We start from the raw sequence: 19,572 nt of genomic DNA, 5'->3' as shown, positions 1-19,572 counted from the left end.
TGGACGCGTTCTCTCTTCTAAGCTGGGAACATGACTACGACGCGCTACGCCCTTCATGCCACCCTGATTTCCGATGGCCTCAAGGTCACCGATGGCGTGCTCGCCGTGGAAGGCGACCGCATCCGCTTTGCCGGCAACCGCGATGACTTCGACGCGCTGGCCGATGCTGCCGATTACCCGGTACGCGAGGTAGCCCCCGGATCCATCATCATCCCGGGCCTGATCGACCTGCATTGCCATGGCGCCCTCGGCGCGGACTTCTCGGCACCGGATCATTCGAGCGTCACTGAAGCGGTGGAGTACCTGCACCGCTCGGGCACCACTACCCTGCTCGCGTCGCTGGTCACCGCAGAGCCCTCGTCCATGATCGAGGCCGCCGAGCTGCTCGCCGAGCTGGCGGAGGCCGGCCAGATTGCCGGCATCCATGCCGAAGGCCCGTTCCTCTCCGTAGCCCGCTGCGGCGCCCAGGACCCGCGCTTCCTGCAGGATCCGGATCCGGAATTCGTCAGCGAGCTGGTGGCTGCCAGCCGCGGCCAGCTGCGCACCATGACCTACGCTCCGGAATTGGCCGGCAGCGAGGAACTCGTTGAGCAGCTGGTCTCCCACGGCGTGGTTCCGTCGCTGGGGCACACCGATGCCAGCGCCCAGATCACCGCGGATTCCCTGCGCTTTGCCCGCGAACAGCTGCGCAGCGCCGGGGTGGACGGCTTCACCGAACGCCCTACGGTCACCCACCTGTTCAACGGCATGCCTTCGCTGCACCACCGCGAACCCGGTCCGGTGGCCGCCTGCCTGGAAGAGGCGGTGAACCGCAATGCGTTCGTGGAGCTGATCGCCGACGGGGTGCACCTGTCCCCCGATACCGTGCGCCTGGTCTTCCGCTTGGTCGGTGCGGAGAACATCTTGCTGGTCAGCGATTCCATGGCGGCCACCGGCTTGGCCGATGGGCAGTACACCCTCGGCCCGCAGGATGTGAATGTGGCCCTGGGCCAGGCACGGCTGGCCAGCGACAATTCCCTGGCCGGCGGCACCTGCACGCTGCTGGAAATCGTGCAGCGCGCCGTGCAGGCCGGGGTCTCACTGGTCCAGGCGGTCAACTCGGCTACGTCCATCCCCGCCTCGCTGATCGGCCTGGCCGACGAAGTCGGTTCCCTGCACTACGGCTTCGCCGCCGATGCACTGATCCTGGATGCCAATCTGCAGCTGGTCCAGACGATCCGCAACGGGGAATACCTCTAGCCCACCGAAAATCCCGGACTGCGCTAGCCCTGCCGGATCCGCCCGAGCTGGCCGAGCAGCTCAAGCTCCTCGGCCCGGCTCAGGCCAGCATGCCGGGACCGGTCCAGTCCGCGAGCCCGTTCATCGGCCAGCACGTCGCCAAGCAAGTCCTCCAGGTCCCGCTCCGGGCCACCGGCCAAGGCGTACCGCTGGTTGCTGCGCTGGGCGAAGCCGTGGTCCTCAAACGCAAGCCACAGCGGCAGCGAACGCGCCCCGGCCCAGTAATTGACCTGGCGTTCGCGCAGCCATGCGTCCTGGGCGGTGACCAGTTCCCCGCTGAATCCCGCAATCCGTGCGGCCGTACTGAGGAACTGGGCGAAGCCATGTGATGTTCCGGCCACGTTGAAGGTTCCCGTGAGCGAACGCGCGGCGGCGTCGATAATCCACGCGGCGGCATCGCGCACGTCGATGACCTGCACATGGCGGCCCGCGGTTGGCGGGATGAGGACCTGGCCGGCACCGGCCAAGGCCAAGCGCGAAACCCAGTAGGAAAAGCGGTCGCTGGGATCGCCAGGTCCGGTCATCAGCCCCGGACGGGCAATGAGCAACCGGTCGGCAACCATCGCTGTGCTGGCCCGTTCGGCAAGGACCTTTGCATGCCCGTAGTCGCCGGGATCGGACGGATCATGCAGTTGCGCGTCTTCGCCGGCACCGGGCAGCTGCGAGCTGGCATACACCGAGATGGAAGAAACCAGGGTCCAGTGCCGCGCAGTCGAGGCCAGGGCCGCCAGCGCTTCGTGCACCCATTGCGGCTCATAGGACAGCTCGATGACCGAGTCGAATCCGATGCCCTGCACGGCGTCATAGGCCCCGGGCTGGCTCCGGTCGGCACGCACCAGCTGCGCGCCTTGGGCAACCTCGCCGGAATTTCCGCGCGCCAGGCTAGTGACTTCGTGGCCACTGCGGATCAGCTGCCGCGCCAGCTCGCCGCCGAGCCACGCGGTCCCGCCAAGGATCAAGGTTCGTTCCATGCGAACAGTCAACTACGTCCTGCGCCGCGGGCCCAGGCTTTTCGCACTCAGCGCAGTTCCTGCCCACCGTTTCCGAATCGGCGGCTGCGGTGCCCGGGATCCGGAGGTACTCCCCCGAGCCGCCACGCGCAGCTGAGCAGTGCGCCGAGCACGCAGGCGCTACGCAGCGGCTTCCCCAGCCTGCCAACGCTGCCTGCCAGCATTGCCCGGCCAGGGAACGCAAAAACCGCCGCTGCATCTGCAACGGCGGTTTTGCTTTATCAAGTTCTAGATCTGCCAGCTCCCGGCGATCGGCCCGGCTTCGAGCCAGGCCGAGAAGCCGGTGTAGTCGCGGTAGTCCATGGCCAGCAGCAGCTCATCACCGCTGCGCACCAGCATCACGATGATGAATCCTGGCGGGATCCGCGAGGTTTCCTCATCGGTGGGCTGGCGTGTCCCGGTGATATCCAGGCCACGGCGCTCGATCACGAAACTCGGGACCGGGGAGACAGAGAAAAACCGCAACAGGTCCACATGCGCTCCGCCGTAGCGGCCGATGACCATCATCCATTTGCCCGAAGGCGCCAGGATGGATGCATCGAAGGTGCCCAGCGTGCGCCGCAATTGGATGCGGCGCACGGCCATGGCCCCGAAGAACATGGCGATGCCGATCAGGATCAGCAACGCGATCAGAACTGGTGCGGTTATCTCAAACAATTCATCGCCTACGCTGCGGTACCAAGCACAGCGTTGTCAGCAACGATCACTACGCGATCCGAATCAACAGAGAAGAAGCCTCCGTCGATCTGGACCGAGAAGCGGGACTCGGAAACCGGTTCGATTTCCAGGTCCCCAGCGGCAAGCACGGACAGCATCGGAACGTGACCGGGCAGAACACCGATCTCGCCGTCCACCGAACGAGCCTTGACCAGCTTCGCAGCGCCCGACCACACGAAGTGGTCAGCCGCGACGATTTCGACCTGAAGCTCAGCCATAATTAGCTGGCCTTCTGGATTTCGGCCCACTGGCGCTCGACGTCGTCAAGACCGCCGATGTTGAAGAACGCCTGCTCTGCAATGTGGTCCAATTCGCCATCGCAAATGGCCTTGAAGCCTTCGATGGTGTCCTTGATCGATACGGTCGAGCCCTCGACACCGGTGAACTGCTTTGCGGTGTAGGTGTTCTGCGAGAGGAACTGCTGGATACGGCGTGCACGGGCAACGACGATCTTGTCCTCTTCGCCCAGCTCGTCGATACCGAGGATCGCGATGATGTCCTGCAGTTCCTTGTTCTTCTGCAGAATGGCCTTCACGCGGATGGCTACATCGTAGTGATCCTGGCCAATGTACTGCGGATCCAGGATTCGCGAGGTCGAGGTCAGTGGGTCGATCGCCGGGTACAGGCCGCGCGACGCGATTTCACGCGACAGCTCGGTGGTTGCATCCAAGTGGGCGAAGGTTGCTGCTGGAGCCGGGTCGGTGTAGTCATCGGCCGGGACGTAGACAGCCTGCATCGAGGTGATCGAGCGGCCCTTCGTCGAGGTGATGCGTTCCTGCAGCAGACCCATTTCATCGGCCAAGTTCGGCTGGTAGCCCACGGCGGAAGGCATGCGGCCCAGCAGGGTCGACACCTCGGAACCGGCCTGGGTGAAGCGGAAGATGTTGTCGATGAACAGCAGCACGTCCTGGTTCTGGACATCGCGGAAGTATTCCGCCATGGTCAGAGCCGACAGTGCCACGCGCAGACGGGTTCCAGGTGGCTCATCCATCTGGCCGAACACCAGTGCGGTGTCCTTCAGGACGTTTGCCTCGTCCATTTCGACCCAGAGGTCGTTGCCTTCACGGGTGCGCTCGCCAACACCGGCGAATACCGAGGTACCACCGAAGTTACGTGCAACACGGGTGATCATTTCCTGGATCAGCACGGTCTTGCCAACGCCGGCGCCGCCGAACAGGCCGATCTTGCCGCCCTTGATGTACGGGGTCAGGAGGTCGATCGACTTGATGCCGGTTTCCAGCATTTCGGTCGAGCCCTCGAGCTCCGAGAACTTCGGAGGCTGGCGGTGGATTGGCCAACGCTCGGTGACCTGGATCTCCGAGTTGTCAACGTCCAGGGCGTCGCCCAGAACGTTGAAGATGTGGCCCTTGACGCCGTCGCCTACTGGGACGGAGATGGCAGCGCCGGTATCGGTCACCGAAGCACCGCGGACCAGGCCGTCGGTGGCCTGCAGCGATACTGCGCGGACCAGGCCCTCACCGAGGTGCTGGCTGGTCTCGAAGGTGATCTTCTTGGTTTCGCCGTTGAGGGTCAGCTCGGCGGTCAGTGCGTTGTAGATAGCAGGCAGTGCGTCGGCTGGGAACTCGACGTCCACGACCGGGCCAGTCACGCGCGCGATGCGACCGATGGCCCCTGCGGTAACCTGCTCGTTGAGTTGGGCAGTCATCTTTCTCACTTCTTGTCTGGTCGGAGTATCGGTAATTAGCTGTTCAGCGCGTCGGCGCCGGCGATAATTTCCGAAAGCTCCTGGGTGATTTCAGCCTGACGGGCATTGTTGAGCAATCGGGTGTACTTCTTGATCAGTTCACCAGCGTTGTCGCCTGCGGCCTTCATGGCGCGCTGGCGGGCAGCGAGCTCGGAAGCAGCGGACTGCAACTGGCAGTTGAACAGTCGAGAATCGATGTAGCGCGGAAGCAGTGCGTCAAGCACTTCTTCCGGCGATGGCTCAAACTCGTACAGTGGCAACAGCTCGTCGGTTGGAGTCTCGGATTCATCCTCGACAACCTCCAACGGCAACAGACGGATGACCGTCGGTTCCTGCGTGACCATCGACTTGAACTGGGTGTAGACGACATGGATCTCGTCCACGCCACCCTGCTCGAAATCGGTGTCGAAGTCCTCCAGGAGGACATCGCGCAGCTCGCGTGCGGTTTCGAAACGCGGGGAATCAGTTTCCCCGGTCCACACTCGTGCGTACTCGCGTGAACGGAAATCAAAGTAAGCCTGGGCCTTGCGGCCGACCAAGTAGGTCTTGACTTCCTTGCCTTCTTCACGCAGGAGTTCCACGAGGTGCTCTGCCTGCTTCAGAACGCTGGCGGAGTAGGACCCGGCAAGTCCTCGGTCCGAAGTCATCACCAAGACCGCGGCGCGGCGTACCTGCGCCGGCTCGGTGGTCAGTGGATGCTCGACATCGGCCTGGGACGCGACGGCGGTTACTGCACGGGTAATCGCATTGGCATACGGCAACGAGGCCGAGACACGCGTACGTGCCTTACCAATGCGGGATGCAGCGATCAGTTCCATCGCCTTGAAGATCTTGCGCATCGACTTGGTCGATCCGATCTTCTGGCGGTAGACCCGAATCTGGGCTCCCATGTGTGTCCTTTCCTTATCCCCTACTTCGGGAGGGCGGCGCCGTTACCGGCGCCGCTCCCCCTCGTAAGGAAATTGTCAGCGCTTCTGCTTGACGATCTGTTCCTGGTCAACGGACTCGGAATCGAGAGCGTCGTGCTCTTCGTGTCCGGCGGCGACAAGCTTGTCGTCACCTTCGCCGAAGAAGCCGGCCTTGAAGTCCGCAACAGCGGTCTTCATGGCTTCCAGAGTCTCGTTCTCCAGCTTGCCGGTCTGGCCGATCACGGTCAGCACGTCGGTGCGGTGGCGCAGGTAGTCGATGAACTCGCCCTCGAAGCGGCGTACATCCTCAACCGGGACATCGTCCAGGTAACCGTTGGTGCCGGCCCAGATCGAAACGACCTGGTCTTCGACTGGGTATGGGGTGTACTGGCCCTGCTTGAGCAGTTCCATCAGGCGTGCACCACGGGTCAGCTGCTGCTTGGAAGCAGCATCCAGGTCCGAAGCGAACATCGCGAATGCCTGCATGTCGCGGTACTGGGCCAATTCAAGCTTCAAAGTACCGGAAACCTTCTTCATGGCCTTGACCTGAGCCGAGCCGCCAACGCGGGATACGGAGATACCCACGTCGACTGCTGGACGCTGGTTGGCGTTGAACAGGTCCGACTGCAAGAAGATCTGGCCGTCGGTGATCGAGATGACGTTGGTCGGGATGAACGCGCCCACGTCGTTGGCCTTGGTTTCGATGATTGGCAGACCAGTCATCGAACCTGCACCCAACTCGTCCGACAGCTTGGCGCAACGCTCAAGCAGGCGGGAGTGCAGGTAGAAGACGTCACCTGGGTAAGCTTCGCGTCCTGGCGGACGGCGCAGCAGCAGGGACACGGCACGGTAGGCTTCAGCCTGCTTCGACAGATCATCAAAGACGATCAGAACGTGCTTGCCACCGTACATCCAGTGCTGGCCGATGGCCGAGCCTGCGTATGGTGCCAAGTACTTGAAGCCTGCTGGGTCAGATGCGGGGGAAGCCACGATGGTGGTGTATTCCAGTGCACCCTGCTCTTCGAGGGTCTGGCGTACGGCAGCGATGGTCGATGCCTTCTGGCCAATTGCCACGTAGACGCAGCGAACCTGCTTGGTCTGGTCGCCGGATTCCCAGTTGGCGCGCTGGTTCAGAATGGTGTCAACCGCGATAGCGGTCTTACCGGTCTGGCGGTCACCAATGATCAGCTGACGCTGGCCACGGCCGATCGGGATCATGGCGTCGATAGCCTTCAGACCGGTCTGCATTGGCTCGTGCACGCTCTTGCGCTGGGTGACGCCTGGTGCCTGAAGCTCCAGGGCGCGGCGGCCCTCGGAAGCGATTGGGCCCAGGTTGTCCAGTGGCTCGCCCAATGGGTCAACCACGCGGCCGAGGTAGCCGTCGCCAACTGGAACCGAAAGGATCTCGCCGGTGCGCTCTACCTTCTGGCCAGCTTCGATGCCGGTGAAGTCACCAAGCACAACGACACCGATTTCGCGGGTATCGAGGTTCTGGGCCAGGCCCAGGGTGCCATCTTCGAACTTCAGCAACTCGTTGGCCATGACGGAAGGAAGGCCTTCCACTCTGGCGATGCCGTCGCTCGCGGCGACGACGCGTCCCACCTCGGTGCGCTCTGCCTTACCCGGTTCGTAGGAAGATGCGAACTCGTTTAGGGCATCGCGGACGTCGTTGGCATTGATGGTCAAATCGGCCATCTGCAGTCCCTGCTCTCCTAAATTGTGATCCGGTCCATTGGACCGAATCGAATGTGAATGAAGTCTGTTGTGGTCCTGGCAGCCAGGAACACCAGGCGAAGGATCACTCCCTAGCCCAATGAGTCCTAGCTGGCCAAGGCGCGGCGCAACTCGGCCACGCGTGATGCCACGGAAGCGTCGACAACTTCGTCGCCAACCTTGACTACCAGTCCACCGACCAGCGATGGGTCGGTAGTGGCGTTGAGCTTGAGCTGACGACCGTATAGCTTGTTCAGGCTGGTCTCCAGGCGCGAAAGCTGGGCTTCGGAAAGTTCTACAGAGCTGGTTACCGAGGCAATCCAGCGCTGCTGGCGCTTGGCCACGAGCTCTACGAAACGTCCAACCAAGGCTGCTGGCTTCAAACCGCGGGGGTTCGAAACTGCCTGGGAGATCAAAACCTGCGAGGTCTGCGACGCGTTAGGCACGAGCTTCAGCGCGAGAGTGCGCTTAGCCTCGACTGGGGCCTGTGCATCATCCAACGCACGCTGCAGTTCGTGATTGCCACGCACTGCCTCGATGAAGGAGAACAGATCCTGCTCCAGCTTGTTCAGCCCCGAAGCGCCGTCCTGCTGCTCTGCCACTGCGGTGACCGCAGTGACAGCCAGCGATTCGAGCGCATCGCTAATGTCGCGTTCCGAGCTCCAGCGGGTAGAAGCCAGCTGTGCGACGACGTCCTCGGCGTCAGCCGAGACCTTACCGTGCAGCAGCTGAGCCAAAAGGCCTGCCTTGTCGGCATTTCCACGGGCTGGGTCAGTCATTGCGCGGCGGAGACCGGCATTTGCATCCAGTACTTCCAGGACCGCGAACAGTTCCTTAGGCAGCTCAATAGATGCCAGTGCCAGCTTGGGTTCCAGGAACGCCAAAGCCTTTGCCAGTGACTCGCTCGATACACTTGCCATTAGTTCGATGCACCTGCGTTCTGCTGAGCTTCCAAATCGGTCAGGAACTTGTCAACCACGCGCTGGGCACGGGCATCGTCCTGCAGAGCTTCGTCAACAACCTTGCTTGCAAGCTCGGTAGCCAATGCGCCCACGTCGGTGCGGAGCGAAGCCAGAGCGGATACGCGCTCAGCTTCGATCTGGCGGTGCGACTGCTCGGTGATACGAGCTGCCTCATCGGTTGCCTTGGTCTTCAGATCCGCAAGGATCTGAGCACCTTCGCTACGAGCTTCCTCACGGATGCGGTTTGCTTCGGTGCGTGCTTCCAGAAGCTGGGCCTTGTACTGTGCCAAGGTCTCCTCTGCTTCCTTCTGCGCTGCTTCAGCCTTCTCAAGGCCACCTTCGATCGCGGTGACGCGATCTTCATAGGACTGCTCGAACTTTGGAGCAATTACCTTGATGACGATGAACAGAAGGACCGCGAAACCAACACCCGTGACGAGAATTTCCCACGGGTTCGGCAACAGCGGGTTGACCGATTCGCTCGCAGCGAGGATGAAATCAGTGCTGTTCATTCTCACTATTCCTTATCTACTAGTTTCCGCTTGTGTGTACGCCTCGCGATAGTGGCGAGGCCACTACAGTTGCGAAAAGACTAGGCGCCGATGACGAAAGCGAAGACCAGGCCCAGGATGGCCAGTGCTTCAGCAAGTGCGAAGCCAAGCATGGCGATTGGCTGCAGGATGCGCTGAGCCTCAGGCTGACGTGCAACACCGTTGATGTAGGCAGCGAAGATCAAGCCAACGCCGATAGCCGAACCGATAGCAGCCAGGCCGTAGCCGATCATATTCAGGGAGCCGTGCAACATGTGATTATGTTCCTTTCAAGATACCGAGCTTTTGCCGGTAGGTTGTGAGGTATTCCTTGAGCGACTCAAGGAAGATCTTTATGGGTTGGAAGAAAAGAAGTGTTGGCCTAGTGGGCGTCGGCTTCGATTGCACCCTGGAGGTAGATCGCGGTCAGCAGGGCGAAAACAAACGCCTGCAGGACCATGATCAGCAGTTCCAGGAAGTACATGGCGACCGAGCCAACGATGACCAGGATGCCAAGGCCGTTCATGGCCAGGGAGTCCTGGACAACGATCAGGTGACGAGCGCCGGCAGCTGCCAGCATCACGATCATGTGACCGGCCAGCATCGTTGCCATCAAACGCAGCGAGTGCGTCAGCGGGCGAACGATGAAGTTAGAAATGATTTCCAACGGAATCATCAGTGGCATGATCCAGCCCGGAACACCGGACGGGACGACGGCCAACTTGAAGTAGCGGATACCGTGGTTCTTCAGGCCTACAGCAATCCAGGTGCCGTAGATGATGATAGCCATCGCGTATGCAGAACCAGCGTGTGAGAACGATGGAAGCTGCAGGAACGGAATCGCGCCGAAGAGGTTGTTCAGCAGTACGAAGAAGAAGGTCGCGAACAGCAGAGGAATCCAAGGACGGAAGTTCTTCTCGCCGATGATGTCGCGGCCAATTCCGTTACGTACAAACGCGTAACCGGACTCAGCGATGTACTGCATCTTGCCTGGAACCAGCTTCGGGTTCTTGATGGCCACGGTGAAGAACCAAGAGATAAGCACGATCGACAAAACGATCATGAGCATCTGCTTGCCGAAACCCGTGCCGTACTCAGCCATCCACGGGAAAAGATCCGGGAGGTGGGTATCGGAAACGGATGGCGGTACGAAGCCGCCTTCTTCTGAGGCCATTGGGAGCGCAAACGCGAACAACGCGCTGTCCTCTCTGCAGTAACGGTCACGGGCAAAAGGCGGTGACTGGCGGTAACTGCCTCTCACCGTGTGAAGAAAAGATCAAACGGGGATCCCATCATGGCCCATGCCAGAAGCATCAACCCTGATGAAGGTCCATCTGCGGGTTACCCCGCGGATGCATATTGCGTATTCCGCCCGCAGTTGAGCGGACGGCCAAAAATGACCCGAAGTAAGCTTATCAAACTCACAGCACCCCACCGACACAAAGTCGCGCGGAATACTCTATTCCTCGTTGTAGATAGCCAGGCGCGCCCTCATGAAAGCACGCACCTCGCCAACCTGCCAGGCAACAAGGGAGATAGCTGCTGCAAGAACGAATCCCTGGCGATTAACCCAATCGGGCAACCCCAGGTTCAACAACACGAAGGCGATGCCAAAAACCTTGATGACAAAGACACCCAAGAACGCGGGCATGGCCCACGAGTGGCGAATTCGCCCTGCAGCTTCGGCAATGAGAATGCCAATCGCGAAAAAGCCAATCACAATCCCGGCAGCCAGCGCGCCAGAAAGCGCGTAGCGAAGATCGGCAACCAACCATGAAATCAGGAAAAATATGGCGGTAGCGATCAGCGAATACACCAGTGACAAGCCAAGAATCGGCAACCAGATGGATTTCGGGGCTGACGAAGCACTGACGCGGGCAGAACCAGAATTCACGTCCGCAACCTTTCTTCGTCAACACCGAGGAACCATCGTGCACCCATCGATGCTGATGAAACTTGAAACTTCCACCTATTCCCTAAAGAACAGATGAAAGAAGATCCAGATTGAATTCTACACGAGATAGAAACAGATTGCTTGTGCGTTACCCCGCTATTTGATCGGGCTAGGCTTTGCCCATGCGCTTGCGTAAGGCCTCGACCCGCTTGATCACCAGGGGGCGCCACGTTGCAACCGCTGCCACTAGGAACAACAGCAAGGCCATCGGGACCACCAGAATGACCGGGATGAAGGCGATGGAAACCACTGAGACTGCAATCACGGCGGCCCACAGGTAGAGCAGAACTACCGATTGGCGCACCGAGTGGCCCTGGGCCAGCATCCGGTGGTGGATGTGCTTGGCATCCGGGGAAAAGGGTGAGCGTTTGTTGGCCAGCCGGCGGAAGACCGAGAGTACAAGGTCCAGTACTGGTAGGAAGACGATCACCATCGGCAGCAGCATCGGCATGTAGGCCGGGATGTTGCGGAAGCGCCGGGCCTCCAGGCCCTGCACATCACCGGTCACCGCCACCGCGGCCACCGAGAGGATCATGCCGATGGCGAGAACGCCGGTCTCCCCCATGAAGATATTCGCCGGGTTGAAGTTGTGCGGCAAGAAGCCCAGGCAGGCACCGAGCAGCAAGGCGCAGAGCAAGGCCCCGATGTTCGCGTAGTCATCGGCGCTCACGTGCGTGGCCAGTACATAGGAGTACACGAAGAAGGTCGCCGCGCCAATGGCGGCCAGGCCCGCGGCCAGGCCATCCAATCCATCGGAGAAGTTGATCGCGTTCATGGTCAGCACGATCAGGAAAATCGTCACCGAAATCTGCATCCATTGCTCATCGATCTGCCACGAACCCACTGGCAGGGACTGGATGACGATTCCGTTGGTGGCGACCAGCCAGCCGATCAGGATCTGGCCGGCGAGCTTCAGCCACCATTTGAGGTCGAACATGTCATCGGCCAGGCCCATGAGCACGATGACGCCCAGGGCGTAGGCGATTCCGCGGATGGCGTCGTCATTGCCGAAGACCCCGCGGAAGAAGTGGAAGTTGCTGGCCAGCCATAGCCCTGCGGCGAAAGCGGCGATAATCGCCAGGCCGCCGAACTTCACGATCGGTTTTTCGTGCTGGTCGCGTTCGCGCACCAGCTGGTTGCCGGTGAAACGGTGGCCAAGGGTGCGGATGATCGGGGTGAGCAGGAACGAAACCGTAAAGCTGAATGCTATGAGCAGTACGTATGTTCTCATGCGCCGGTTTCCGGTGCGTCCTGTCCCAAATCGAGAATGCCAGGGACGACCACGCGCAATTCCTCAATGGAAATCGCGCCCGAGCGAACCACCTGCAGGTTCTGGCCGGTGCAATCGATGATGGTCGATGGCAGGACCTCTTCCCCGGCCTCGCCGCGCGGGCCGCCGTCGAGGTAGACATCCACCGACTCCCCGAGCTGAGCGAAAGCCTGCTCGACATCCAGCGCCGCCGCGTTGCCGGTGCGGTTGGCCGAGGACACGGCCAGCGGGCCGGTCTGGCCCAGGAGTTCCAAGGCGGTGTCGTCGTTGGGCACGCGCAGCGCCACGGTGCCGCGGGTCTCCCCCAGATCCCAGGTCAGCGAAGGCTGGGCCTGCAGGATCAGGGTCAGTCCGCCTGGCCAGAACGCTTCGGCCAGCTTGCGCGCGGCCTCGGGGATGTCCCTGGCCAATCCGTCCATGGTGGAACTCTGGGCGATCAGCACCGGCGGGGGCATGGTGCGGTTGCGGCCTTTGGCGGCCAGCAGCATCGCCACGCCCTGGGCGCTGAATGCATCGGCGCCGATCCCGTAGACGGTATCTGTAGGCAAGACGATGCAGCGCTTGTCCGCCAGCGCGGCCTTGGCTGCGGCGATGCCTTCAGCGTGTTCCTGCTCGTTGCTTACCGAAAATGTTGTGCTCACGGGATCATTCTTTCATGCACTGGGTGTGGTTTGGTTATTGCGGCGCGTAGCCGGATGTGGCGCGGGCGCGCCCGGTCAAATCTTCATGGCCAGCTACCTGCGTGAAACCGGCCGCGTGCAGCATGGCTGCCGCGGTTTCGCGCTGCACTTCGGCGTGTTCCATCACGTAGTAGCCGCCGGGACGCAAGAGCTTCATGGCTTGGGCGGTAATGGCTCGCGGAATGTCCAGTCCGTCTTCCCCGAGCCCGTATAACGCCATTTCCGGGTCGTGCTCGCGCACTTCCACTTCGCGCGGAACCGCGTTGGGCGGAATATACGGCGGATTGGAGATCACCAGGTCCATGGTGCCTTCCAGCTCCCCGGGAACTTGCGTGGCATCCTGGTGCAGCACGGTGACCCGGTGCGGCTCGCAGTTGGCCCGGGTGTAGCCAATGGCATCGTCCGAGAGCTCCACGGCCCAGACGCTGGCTGCTGGCACTTCGCTGGCCACGGACGCTGCAATGGCGCCGGAGCCCGAGCACAAATCAATGCACCGCGGGGTGCCGATGCCTTGGCCGGCCAGGAAATCAAGGCCGAGCTGCACCACGGTTTCGGTTTCCGGCCGCGGGGTGAATACTCCCGGTCCCACCTTCAGCTCCAGGTAGCGGAAGTACGCCACGCCAGTCAGGTGCTGCAGCGGGATGCGGGTGCGCCGGGCGGCCACCAGGGCGGTGAACTGCTCCCGGCTTCCAGGGTCGAGGCCCTCGCCACGCAGTTCGCGCAGCTTCAGTTCCGAGCGGTCAATGCCCAGCACGTGGCACAGCAGCAGGTCGACGTCGACGCCGGGGCTTGGCACCCCGGCGTCGGCCAGCGCCGCAATCGCCTGGCGGCGTACGGCAGTGAGTTCTTCCAAGGCGTCGTTACTCGCCCAGCGCTGCCAAGCGCTCTTCCTCGTCCATCTGGATGCAGGATTCAACCACCGGCTGCAGGTCCCCGTCCATCACGGCGTCAAGGTTGTAGGCCTTGTAGCCGGTGCGGTGGTCGGCAATGCGGTTTTCCGGGTAGTTGTAGGTGCGGATGCGCTCGGAGCGGTCCATGGTGCGGATCTGGCTTGCACGCTGGGCCGAATTCTCCTTGTCGATGATCTCCTGCTGGTGGGCCAGCAGGCGCGAACGCAGCACGCGCATCGCGGCTTCGCGGTTCTGGATCTGCGACTTCTCGTTCTGCATGGCCACCACGATGCCGGTGGGCAGGTGGGTAATGCGCACCGCGGAGTCGGTGGTGTTCACCGACTGGCCGCCGGGGCCCGAGGAACGGTAGACGTCGATCTTCAGGTCGTTCTGGTGGATGTCGACTTCTTCGGGCTCGTCCACTTCGGGCAGGACCAGCACGCCGGCAGCCGAGGTGTGGATGCGGCCCTGGGATTCGGTGACCGGCACGCGCTGCACGCGGTGCACGCCGCCTTCGAACTTCAGCTGGGCGTAGACGCCTTCGGCCGGGTCATTCGATTTGCCCTTGATGGCAACCTGGGCGTCCTTGTAGCCGCCGAGGTCGGACTCGTTGAAGGAGATCATCTCCACCTTCCAGCCCTTGTGCTCGGCGAAACGGGTGTACATGCGCAGCAGGTCGGCTGCGAACAGCGCTGCTTCGTCGCCGCCCTCGCCGCCCTTGACTTCGAGGATCACGTCGCGGCCGTCGTTCTCGTCGCGCGGGATCAGCAGGCGGCGCAGCTTCTCCTCGAGCTCTGGCAGGGCGGCGGTGAGGGTTTCCACCTCTTCTGCGAAGTCCGGATCCTCGTCAGCCATTTCCTTGGCTGCTTCCAGGTCCTCGGTGGCGGCGTGCCACTTGTTGTAGGCCTCGACGATGCCGTTCAGCTGTGCCGAGCGGCGGCCGAGCTTGCGGGCCAGCGCCTGGTCGGCGTACACCGCTGGATCCGAGAGCTGCGCCTGGATTGCGGCATGCTCTTCTAGTAGCGACTTGACGGACTCGAACATGGTGGGTGTGCTTCCTTGTTGGCGTTTTCCGCGCAGTGCCGCCGGCTATTGCGGCTGGGGCACTGCTGGAATTCAATTCTAAACGCTGCGCCGGCCGGGGCCGGCGTGCGAGGTGTCACTACGCGCCGATGGCGTCCAGCCAGCTGCCGGTGCGGCAAGCTGGCTGGACGCCATGGCGGTGGGTGGTGCTAATCCTTGTTTGGAGTGGTCTTGTTGACCAGCATCAAGAATTCCGCGTTCGATCCGGTTTCGCGGATCTTCCCGGTGAGCACTTCCAGTGCCTGCTGCGGATCGATGCCCGAGAGCATGCGGCGCAGGCGCCACATGATGCGCACCTCTTCGGCACTCATCAGCTGCTCTTCGCGGCGGGTCGAGGAAGCGTTGACATCCACTGCCGGGAAGATGCGCTTCTCGGCCAGCTGGCGCGAAAGGCGCAGCTCCATGTTGCCGGTGCCCTTGAATTCCTCGAAGATGACCTCGTCCATCTTGGAACCGGTCTCCACCAGGGCGGTAGCCAGGATGGTCAGCGAGCCGCCATTCTCGATGTTGCGGGCTGCACCGAAGAAGCGCTTCGGCGGGTACAGCGCTGCCGAGTCGACGCCGCCGGAGAGGATGCGGCCCGAGGCCGGAGCGGCCAGGTTGTAGGCACGGCCCAGGCGGGTCATCGAGTCCAGCAGGACCACGACATCCATGCCCATTTCCACCAGGCGCTTGGCGCGCTCGATGGCCAGCTCGGCCACGGTGGTGTGGTCATCGGCCGGGCGGTCGAAGGTCGAGGCGATGACCTCGCCCTTCACGGTGCGCTGCATGTCGGTGACTTCTTCGGGACGCTCATCAACGAGCACCATCATCAGGTGCACTTCTGGGTTGTTGATGGTGATCGCGTTGGCAATGGCCTGCAGGATCAAGGTCTTGCCGGCCTTCGGAGGCGAAACGATCAGGCCGCGCTGGCCCTTGCCGATTGGCGCGACCAGGTCGATGACGCGCGGGCCGACCAGCTTCGGATCGGTTTCCAGGCGCAGGCGCTCGGTCGGGTACAGCGGGACGAGCTTGTTGAACTCGACGCGTTCGCGGTTGTCCTCTGGCTTCTTGCCGTTGACCGAAGTCAGCTGCACCAGGGCGTTGAACTTCTGGCGCGGGTTCGGGGTCTCGCCCTCGCGTGGCTGGCGGATGGCGCCAACGATGGCGTCGCCCTTGCGCAGGTTGTACTTCTTGACCTGGCCCAGGGTGACGTAGACGTCGTTCGGGCCGGGCAGGTAGCCGGAGGTGCGCACGAAGGCGTAGTTCTCCAGCACGTCCAGGATGCCGGCGATCGGCAATACGACGTCGTCCTCGCTCAGCTGCGGCTCGTCGTCATCACGGCGGTTGCGGCGGTTGCGGTTGTTGCGATCGTTACGGTCGTTGTTGCGATCGTTGCGATCATTGTTGCGCTCGCGGCGGTTGCTGCGGTCATTGCGATCGTTGCGGTCGTTGTTGCGCTCGCGGCGTTCGCGGCGGTCATTGCGGTCGCCACGCTCGGAACGGTCCTCGGTGTTCTCCGAGTCGTTCGAGTCGTTGTTGCGATCGTTGCGATCGTTATTGCGCTCAGCACGATCGTTATTGCGCTCGTTGCGGTCGTTGTTGCGCTCGTTGCGGCGGTTGTTGCGCTCGCGGCGCTCTTCGCGGCGGTCGGTGCGCTCTTCAGCGTTCTCCGACTCGGCAACTTCGGTGCGCTCGGTGTTGCGATCGCGGCGGTTGCCACGCTCACGGCGGTTGCCGCGCTCGCGGCGCTCTTCGCGTGCTTCGCCGTTGCTCTCGGCGTTCTCCGCCAGTGCCTCGGCCTGCTCGGCTACCTGCTCTGCTGGCTGGTCAACCGGCTTGTTGTTCCGCGAGTTGCGGCGCTGGCGTGGAGCCTTGGACTCCTCGGCTGCTGCCTGGTTCTCGGCTGGAGCCTCGGTAGCGGCTTCGTTGGCTTCGGCAGGAGCCGCAACCTTGCCCGAGTCGGTCACACGGCGCGAGGTGCGGCGTGCGCGAGCTGGCTTTTCAGCCGGAGCTTCAGCAGCCGCGCCGGCCTCTGGTGCGTTCTCGGTCTCGGCCTGCGCCTGGGCCGCGGCCTTTGGCGCACGACGTGCACGGGTCTTGGTTTCCTTGGCCTGCTCGGCTGGAGCTTCAGCCTTCGCTGCGGGAGCTTCGGTCTTGGCAGACTTCGCTTCCTGTGCGGCCTTGGCATCCTTGGCGGCAACGGAGCCACCGCGCTGGTGGTCGCCGATGGCCTTGACCAGATCAGCCTTGCGCATCCGCGAACCGCCGGTGATACCCAGCTGCGAAGCCAACTGCTGGAGCTGGGTCATTTTCAAAGAGGCCAGTCCGGCGCTCTTGTTTTCGGAAGTCTTGGTGTCCACGCCTTCGTTGAGGCTCGTGGTTTCGGTCACGAAAGTTCCTTCTGACTCGTAGGATGGGCCGCTTCAAGGCAGGCCCACTATGCCGTAAATGATGTTCAGCAGCCGAAGATTTCGTGGCTACTTCACTTTCTCCCCGCAAGATGGCCCAGAATTCGGGGCAAAACTGCACTGGATTAGAGAGACTGACATCTCCTAGGCACGAAGACGTACCTGAATGCGGGATATCAAAGTTGCTGCGAACTGCAGGAAGATCCGGGACGGCTGGACGGATGAAATGGGGTTCGAGAACCGAATTTATCCGCATCAACACTGGCCACAAAGGATTCGGACCGGGCTACTGCCCAGCTATCCGGCCTGCCATGGTGTTACAGCACTTCTACTGTAACACCGTTGGCGGCCAGCTTGGGAACTTCAGCACGCCAAGACACTGGAGATCCTGCAGAGAATTCATCGATGGCTGCTTGCACGGCAGCGACCTGTTCATCGCTGGCCACCAGGGTCAACACGGTCGGTCCGGCGCCGGACACCACTGCGGCCAGTCCTGCACCGCGCAGCTTGGCAATCAGCGCCGCGCTTTCGGGCATGGCCGCGGCGCGATAGTCCTGGTGCAGGTAGTCCTTGGTGCCGCCCAGCAGCTGGCGCGGATCGTTGCTCAGCGCATGGATCAGCAGCGCGGCGCTCGCGCTGTTCGCCGCGGCTACCGCGTGGTCGACCTGTGCAGGCAGCGCGCCGCGCGCGACCTCGGTGGACAAGCCATTGGACGGGATCGCCAGCACTGCGCGCAGGTCCGGGTGCAGGGGCACCTGCACCGAGCTGAAGCTGCCGGCGGCATCGGTGGCAGAGATGCTCAGTCCGCCAAAGACCGCCGGAGCCACATTGTCCGGGTGCCCTTCCCACGCTGCAGCCGCCTGGAAGATCCGCTCGGTCCCGCCACGGGCTGGGGCCGGAAGCAGCGCATCGGCGGCGGCGTAGGCCGCGACGATCGCCGCGGCCGAGGATCCCATGCCGCGCGCGTGCGGGATGTTGTTATGCGCGACCAGCTGGACGCCTACCGGTTCAAAACCGGCGTCTTTCCAGTAACGGTGCATTTCCTTGATGATCAGATGCGACTCATCGCGTGGCAGCTCCTGCGTCCCATCGCCGAAAATCTCGACACTGCTGGACTGCGCGGTGCGCACTTCGAGGCGGTCGCGGTATTCCAGGGCCAGGCCCAGCGAGTCGAAGCCGGGACCGAGGTTGGCTGAGGTGGCCGGCGGGGAAACGATCAACTTCTGGCCCAGGGCGATCTGCTGCGTCATGGTTCCTTCAAGAATTCGGTGCGATAGGTATCAGGTGCGCAACGGCCCGCCGCGATTGGCTCCCCCGGTCCGGGAGAGCCAATGACGCGGCGGGCCGTCGTGCTGCCGGCGGCTGGCCGGCGAAAAGATGCTAGGCCAGGCCCAGCGCGCCGGCGACCTCGACCACGTCGAAGGCCACCTTCTTCGGCGCAACTTCCGAGCCGTCGGCCTGCTTCAGGGCCCAGTCCGGGTCCTTCAGGCCGTGGCCGGTCACGGTGATCACGATCTTCTTGCCGGTCGGCGCAGTGCCGGCGGCGTGGTGCTTGAGCAGGCCGGCCACGCCGGCTGCCGAAGCTGGCTCCACGAAGACGCCTTCGCGGCTGGAAAGCCAGCGGTGGGCTTCGAGGATCTGCTCGTCGGTGACCGAGTCGATCTGCCCGCCGGATTCGTCGCGGGCGGCTTCGGCCTGTTCCCAGGATGCCGGATTGCCGATGCGGATGGCGGTGGCGATGGTATCCGGTTCGGTGATCGGGTGGCCGGCCACGATCGGGGCGGCCCCGGCGGCCTGGAACCCCCACATGAACGGGTTCTTGGTGGACACCGGCTGCAGTTCCTTGCCGGCTTCGTTGGTCCACTTGGAGGAATACTCCTTGTAGCCCTTCCAGTACGCGGTGATGTTGCCCGCGTTGCCTACCGGCAGCAGGTGGTAATCCGGGGCGTCGCCCAGGAAGTCGACGACCTCGAAGGCGCCGGTCTTCTGGCCCTGGATGCGGGCCGGGTTCACCGAATTCACCAGGAACACCGGGTAGTTCTCGCTGAGCTTGCGCGCAACTTCCAGGCAGTTGTCGAAGTTGCCGTCGATCTGGATGATGTCCGCACCGTGGGCGATCGCCTGGGACATCTTGCCCATGGAGATCTTGCCATCCGGAACCAGCACCGCGCACTTCAGCCCGGCCTGGGTTGCGTAGGCGGCGGCCGAAGCGGAGGTGTTGCCGGTGGAGGCGCACACCACGGCCTTGGCGCCGGCAGCCACCGCGGCGGTCATCGCCATGGTCATGCCGCGGTCCTTGAAGGAACCGGTCGGGTTCATGCCCTCGACCTTCAGGTACACCTCGTTGCCGGTCTGCGCCGACAGCGCCGGGGCGTAGACCAGCGGGGTGCCGCCCTCGCCCAGGGTGATGACCTTGGTGTTTTCGTCTACTGGCAGGCGATCGGCATATTCGCGGATCACTCCGCGCCACTGGTGAGCCACG

The 19,572-nt window shown here is 62.7% G+C and carries 19 protein-coding genes; 1 reads left to right on the top strand and 18 read right to left on the bottom strand.

Annotation, left to right across the window (positions count from 1 at the left end):
• Nucleotides 1-30: 30 nt before the first annotated feature.
• Nucleotides 31-1,239 carry an N-acetylglucosamine-6-phosphate deacetylase gene (gene nagA, locus ACIP6G_RS13960; protein ID WP_400290774.1) on the top strand — a complete coding sequence of 403 codons (1,209 nt, stop codon included), beginning with the start codon at nt 31-33 and terminating at the stop codon, nt 1,237-1,239.
• A gap of 23 nt (nt 1,240-1,262) precedes the next feature.
• Here the strand turns inward: nagA and ACIP6G_RS13955 are convergent, their stop codons facing one another.
• From ACIP6G_RS13955 to thrC, 18 genes are all read right to left on the bottom strand, one after another.
• Nucleotides 1,263-2,249, bottom strand: a complete 987-nt coding sequence (locus ACIP6G_RS13955; RefSeq protein WP_400290771.1) for an NAD-dependent epimerase/dehydratase family protein — start codon at nt 2,247-2,249, stop codon at nt 1,263-1,265.
• 267 nt (nt 2,250-2,516) lie between these two features.
• On the bottom strand, nt 2,517-2,945 hold the full coding sequence (locus ACIP6G_RS13950; RefSeq protein WP_105658413.1) for a DUF2550 domain-containing protein: 429 nt from the start codon (nt 2,943-2,945) through the stop codon (nt 2,517-2,519).
• An 8-nt stretch (nt 2,946-2,953) separates the two neighbouring features.
• Nucleotides 2,954-3,223: a F0F1 ATP synthase subunit epsilon gene (locus ACIP6G_RS13945; protein WP_038990466.1), complete on the bottom strand. Its 270-nt coding sequence runs from the start codon at nt 3,221-3,223 to the stop codon at nt 2,954-2,956.
• A gap of 2 nt (nt 3,224-3,225) precedes the next feature.
• Nucleotides 3,226-4,671, bottom strand: a complete 1,446-nt coding sequence (gene atpD, locus ACIP6G_RS13940) for a F0F1 ATP synthase subunit beta (protein ID WP_133834459.1) — start codon at nt 4,669-4,671, stop codon at nt 3,226-3,228.
• A gap of 35 nt (nt 4,672-4,706) precedes the next feature.
• Nucleotides 4,707-5,600: a F0F1 ATP synthase subunit gamma gene (locus ACIP6G_RS13935; RefSeq protein WP_133834460.1), complete on the bottom strand. Its 894-nt coding sequence runs from the start codon at nt 5,598-5,600 to the stop codon at nt 4,707-4,709.
• 75 nt (nt 5,601-5,675) lie between these two features.
• Nucleotides 5,676-7,313 carry a F0F1 ATP synthase subunit alpha gene (gene atpA / locus ACIP6G_RS13930; RefSeq protein WP_400290767.1) on the bottom strand — a complete coding sequence of 546 codons (1,638 nt, stop codon included), beginning with the start codon at nt 7,311-7,313 and terminating at the stop codon, nt 5,676-5,678.
• Nucleotides 7,314-7,438: 125 nt separating this feature from the next.
• Nucleotides 7,439-8,251 (bottom strand): F0F1 ATP synthase subunit delta, encoded by an 813-nt coding sequence (locus ACIP6G_RS13925; protein WP_133834462.1) that lies wholly within the window; start codon nt 8,249-8,251, stop codon nt 7,439-7,441.
• On the bottom strand, nt 8,251-8,805 hold the full coding sequence (locus ACIP6G_RS13920) for a F0F1 ATP synthase subunit B (RefSeq protein ID WP_013348622.1): 555 nt from the start codon (nt 8,803-8,805) through the stop codon (nt 8,251-8,253). The genes ACIP6G_RS13925 and ACIP6G_RS13920 overlap by 1 nt, the downstream gene beginning before the upstream one ends.
• 80 nt (nt 8,806-8,885) lie before the next feature.
• Nucleotides 8,886-9,098: an ATP synthase subunit C gene (locus ACIP6G_RS13915; protein WP_013348621.1), complete on the bottom strand. Its 213-nt coding sequence runs from the start codon at nt 9,096-9,098 to the stop codon at nt 8,886-8,888.
• 107 nt (nt 9,099-9,205) lie between these two features.
• Nucleotides 9,206-9,997 (bottom strand): F0F1 ATP synthase subunit A, encoded by a 792-nt coding sequence (gene atpB, locus ACIP6G_RS13910; RefSeq protein ID WP_105658410.1) that lies wholly within the window; start codon nt 9,995-9,997, stop codon nt 9,206-9,208.
• A gap of 285 nt (nt 9,998-10,282) precedes the next feature.
• Nucleotides 10,283-10,639, bottom strand: a complete 357-nt coding sequence (locus ACIP6G_RS13905; RefSeq protein WP_400290764.1) for a hypothetical protein — start codon at nt 10,637-10,639, stop codon at nt 10,283-10,285.
• 247 nt (nt 10,640-10,886) lie between these two features.
• Nucleotides 10,887-12,008, bottom strand: a complete 1,122-nt coding sequence (locus ACIP6G_RS13900) for an MraY family glycosyltransferase (RefSeq protein ID WP_332488148.1) — start codon at nt 12,006-12,008, stop codon at nt 10,887-10,889.
• Entirely contained in the window at nt 12,005-12,688 is a 684-nt protein-coding gene (locus ACIP6G_RS13895) for an L-threonylcarbamoyladenylate synthase (protein WP_105658407.1), read from the bottom strand. The genes ACIP6G_RS13900 and ACIP6G_RS13895 overlap by 4 nt, the downstream gene beginning before the upstream one ends.
• Nucleotides 12,689-12,722: 34 nt before the next feature.
• A complete protein-coding gene (prmC, locus tag ACIP6G_RS13890) occupies nt 12,723-13,580 on the bottom strand; it encodes a peptide chain release factor N(5)-glutamine methyltransferase (RefSeq protein ID WP_400290763.1) in 858 nt (285 codons plus the stop codon).
• Nucleotides 13,581-13,587: 7 nt separating this feature from the next.
• Nucleotides 13,588-14,661: a peptide chain release factor 1 gene (gene prfA, locus ACIP6G_RS13885; RefSeq protein ID WP_105658405.1), complete on the bottom strand. Its 1,074-nt coding sequence runs from the start codon at nt 14,659-14,661 to the stop codon at nt 13,588-13,590.
• A gap of 188 nt (nt 14,662-14,849) precedes the next feature.
• Nucleotides 14,850-17,072, bottom strand: coding sequence for a transcription termination factor Rho (rho, locus tag ACIP6G_RS13880; RefSeq protein ID WP_400290762.1), 2,223 nt, complete (start codon nt 17,070-17,072; stop codon nt 14,850-14,852).
• Nucleotides 17,073-17,407: 335 nt separating this feature from the next.
• Nucleotides 17,408-18,340 (bottom strand): homoserine kinase, encoded by a 933-nt coding sequence (gene thrB / locus ACIP6G_RS13875; RefSeq protein ID WP_400290761.1) that lies wholly within the window; start codon nt 18,338-18,340, stop codon nt 17,408-17,410.
• A 130-nt stretch (nt 18,341-18,470) separates the two neighbouring features.
• Nucleotides 18,471-19,571, bottom strand: a complete 1,101-nt coding sequence (gene thrC / locus ACIP6G_RS13870) for a threonine synthase (RefSeq protein ID WP_400290760.1) — start codon at nt 19,569-19,571, stop codon at nt 18,471-18,473.
• Nucleotide 19,572 lies beyond the last annotated feature (1 nt).

Source organism: Glutamicibacter sp. NPDC088483 (assembly GCF_044753145.1).
Lineage (GTDB): Bacteria > Actinomycetota > Actinomycetes > Actinomycetales > Micrococcaceae > Glutamicibacter.
This window is presented reverse-complemented; position numbering and strand designations above follow the sequence as displayed.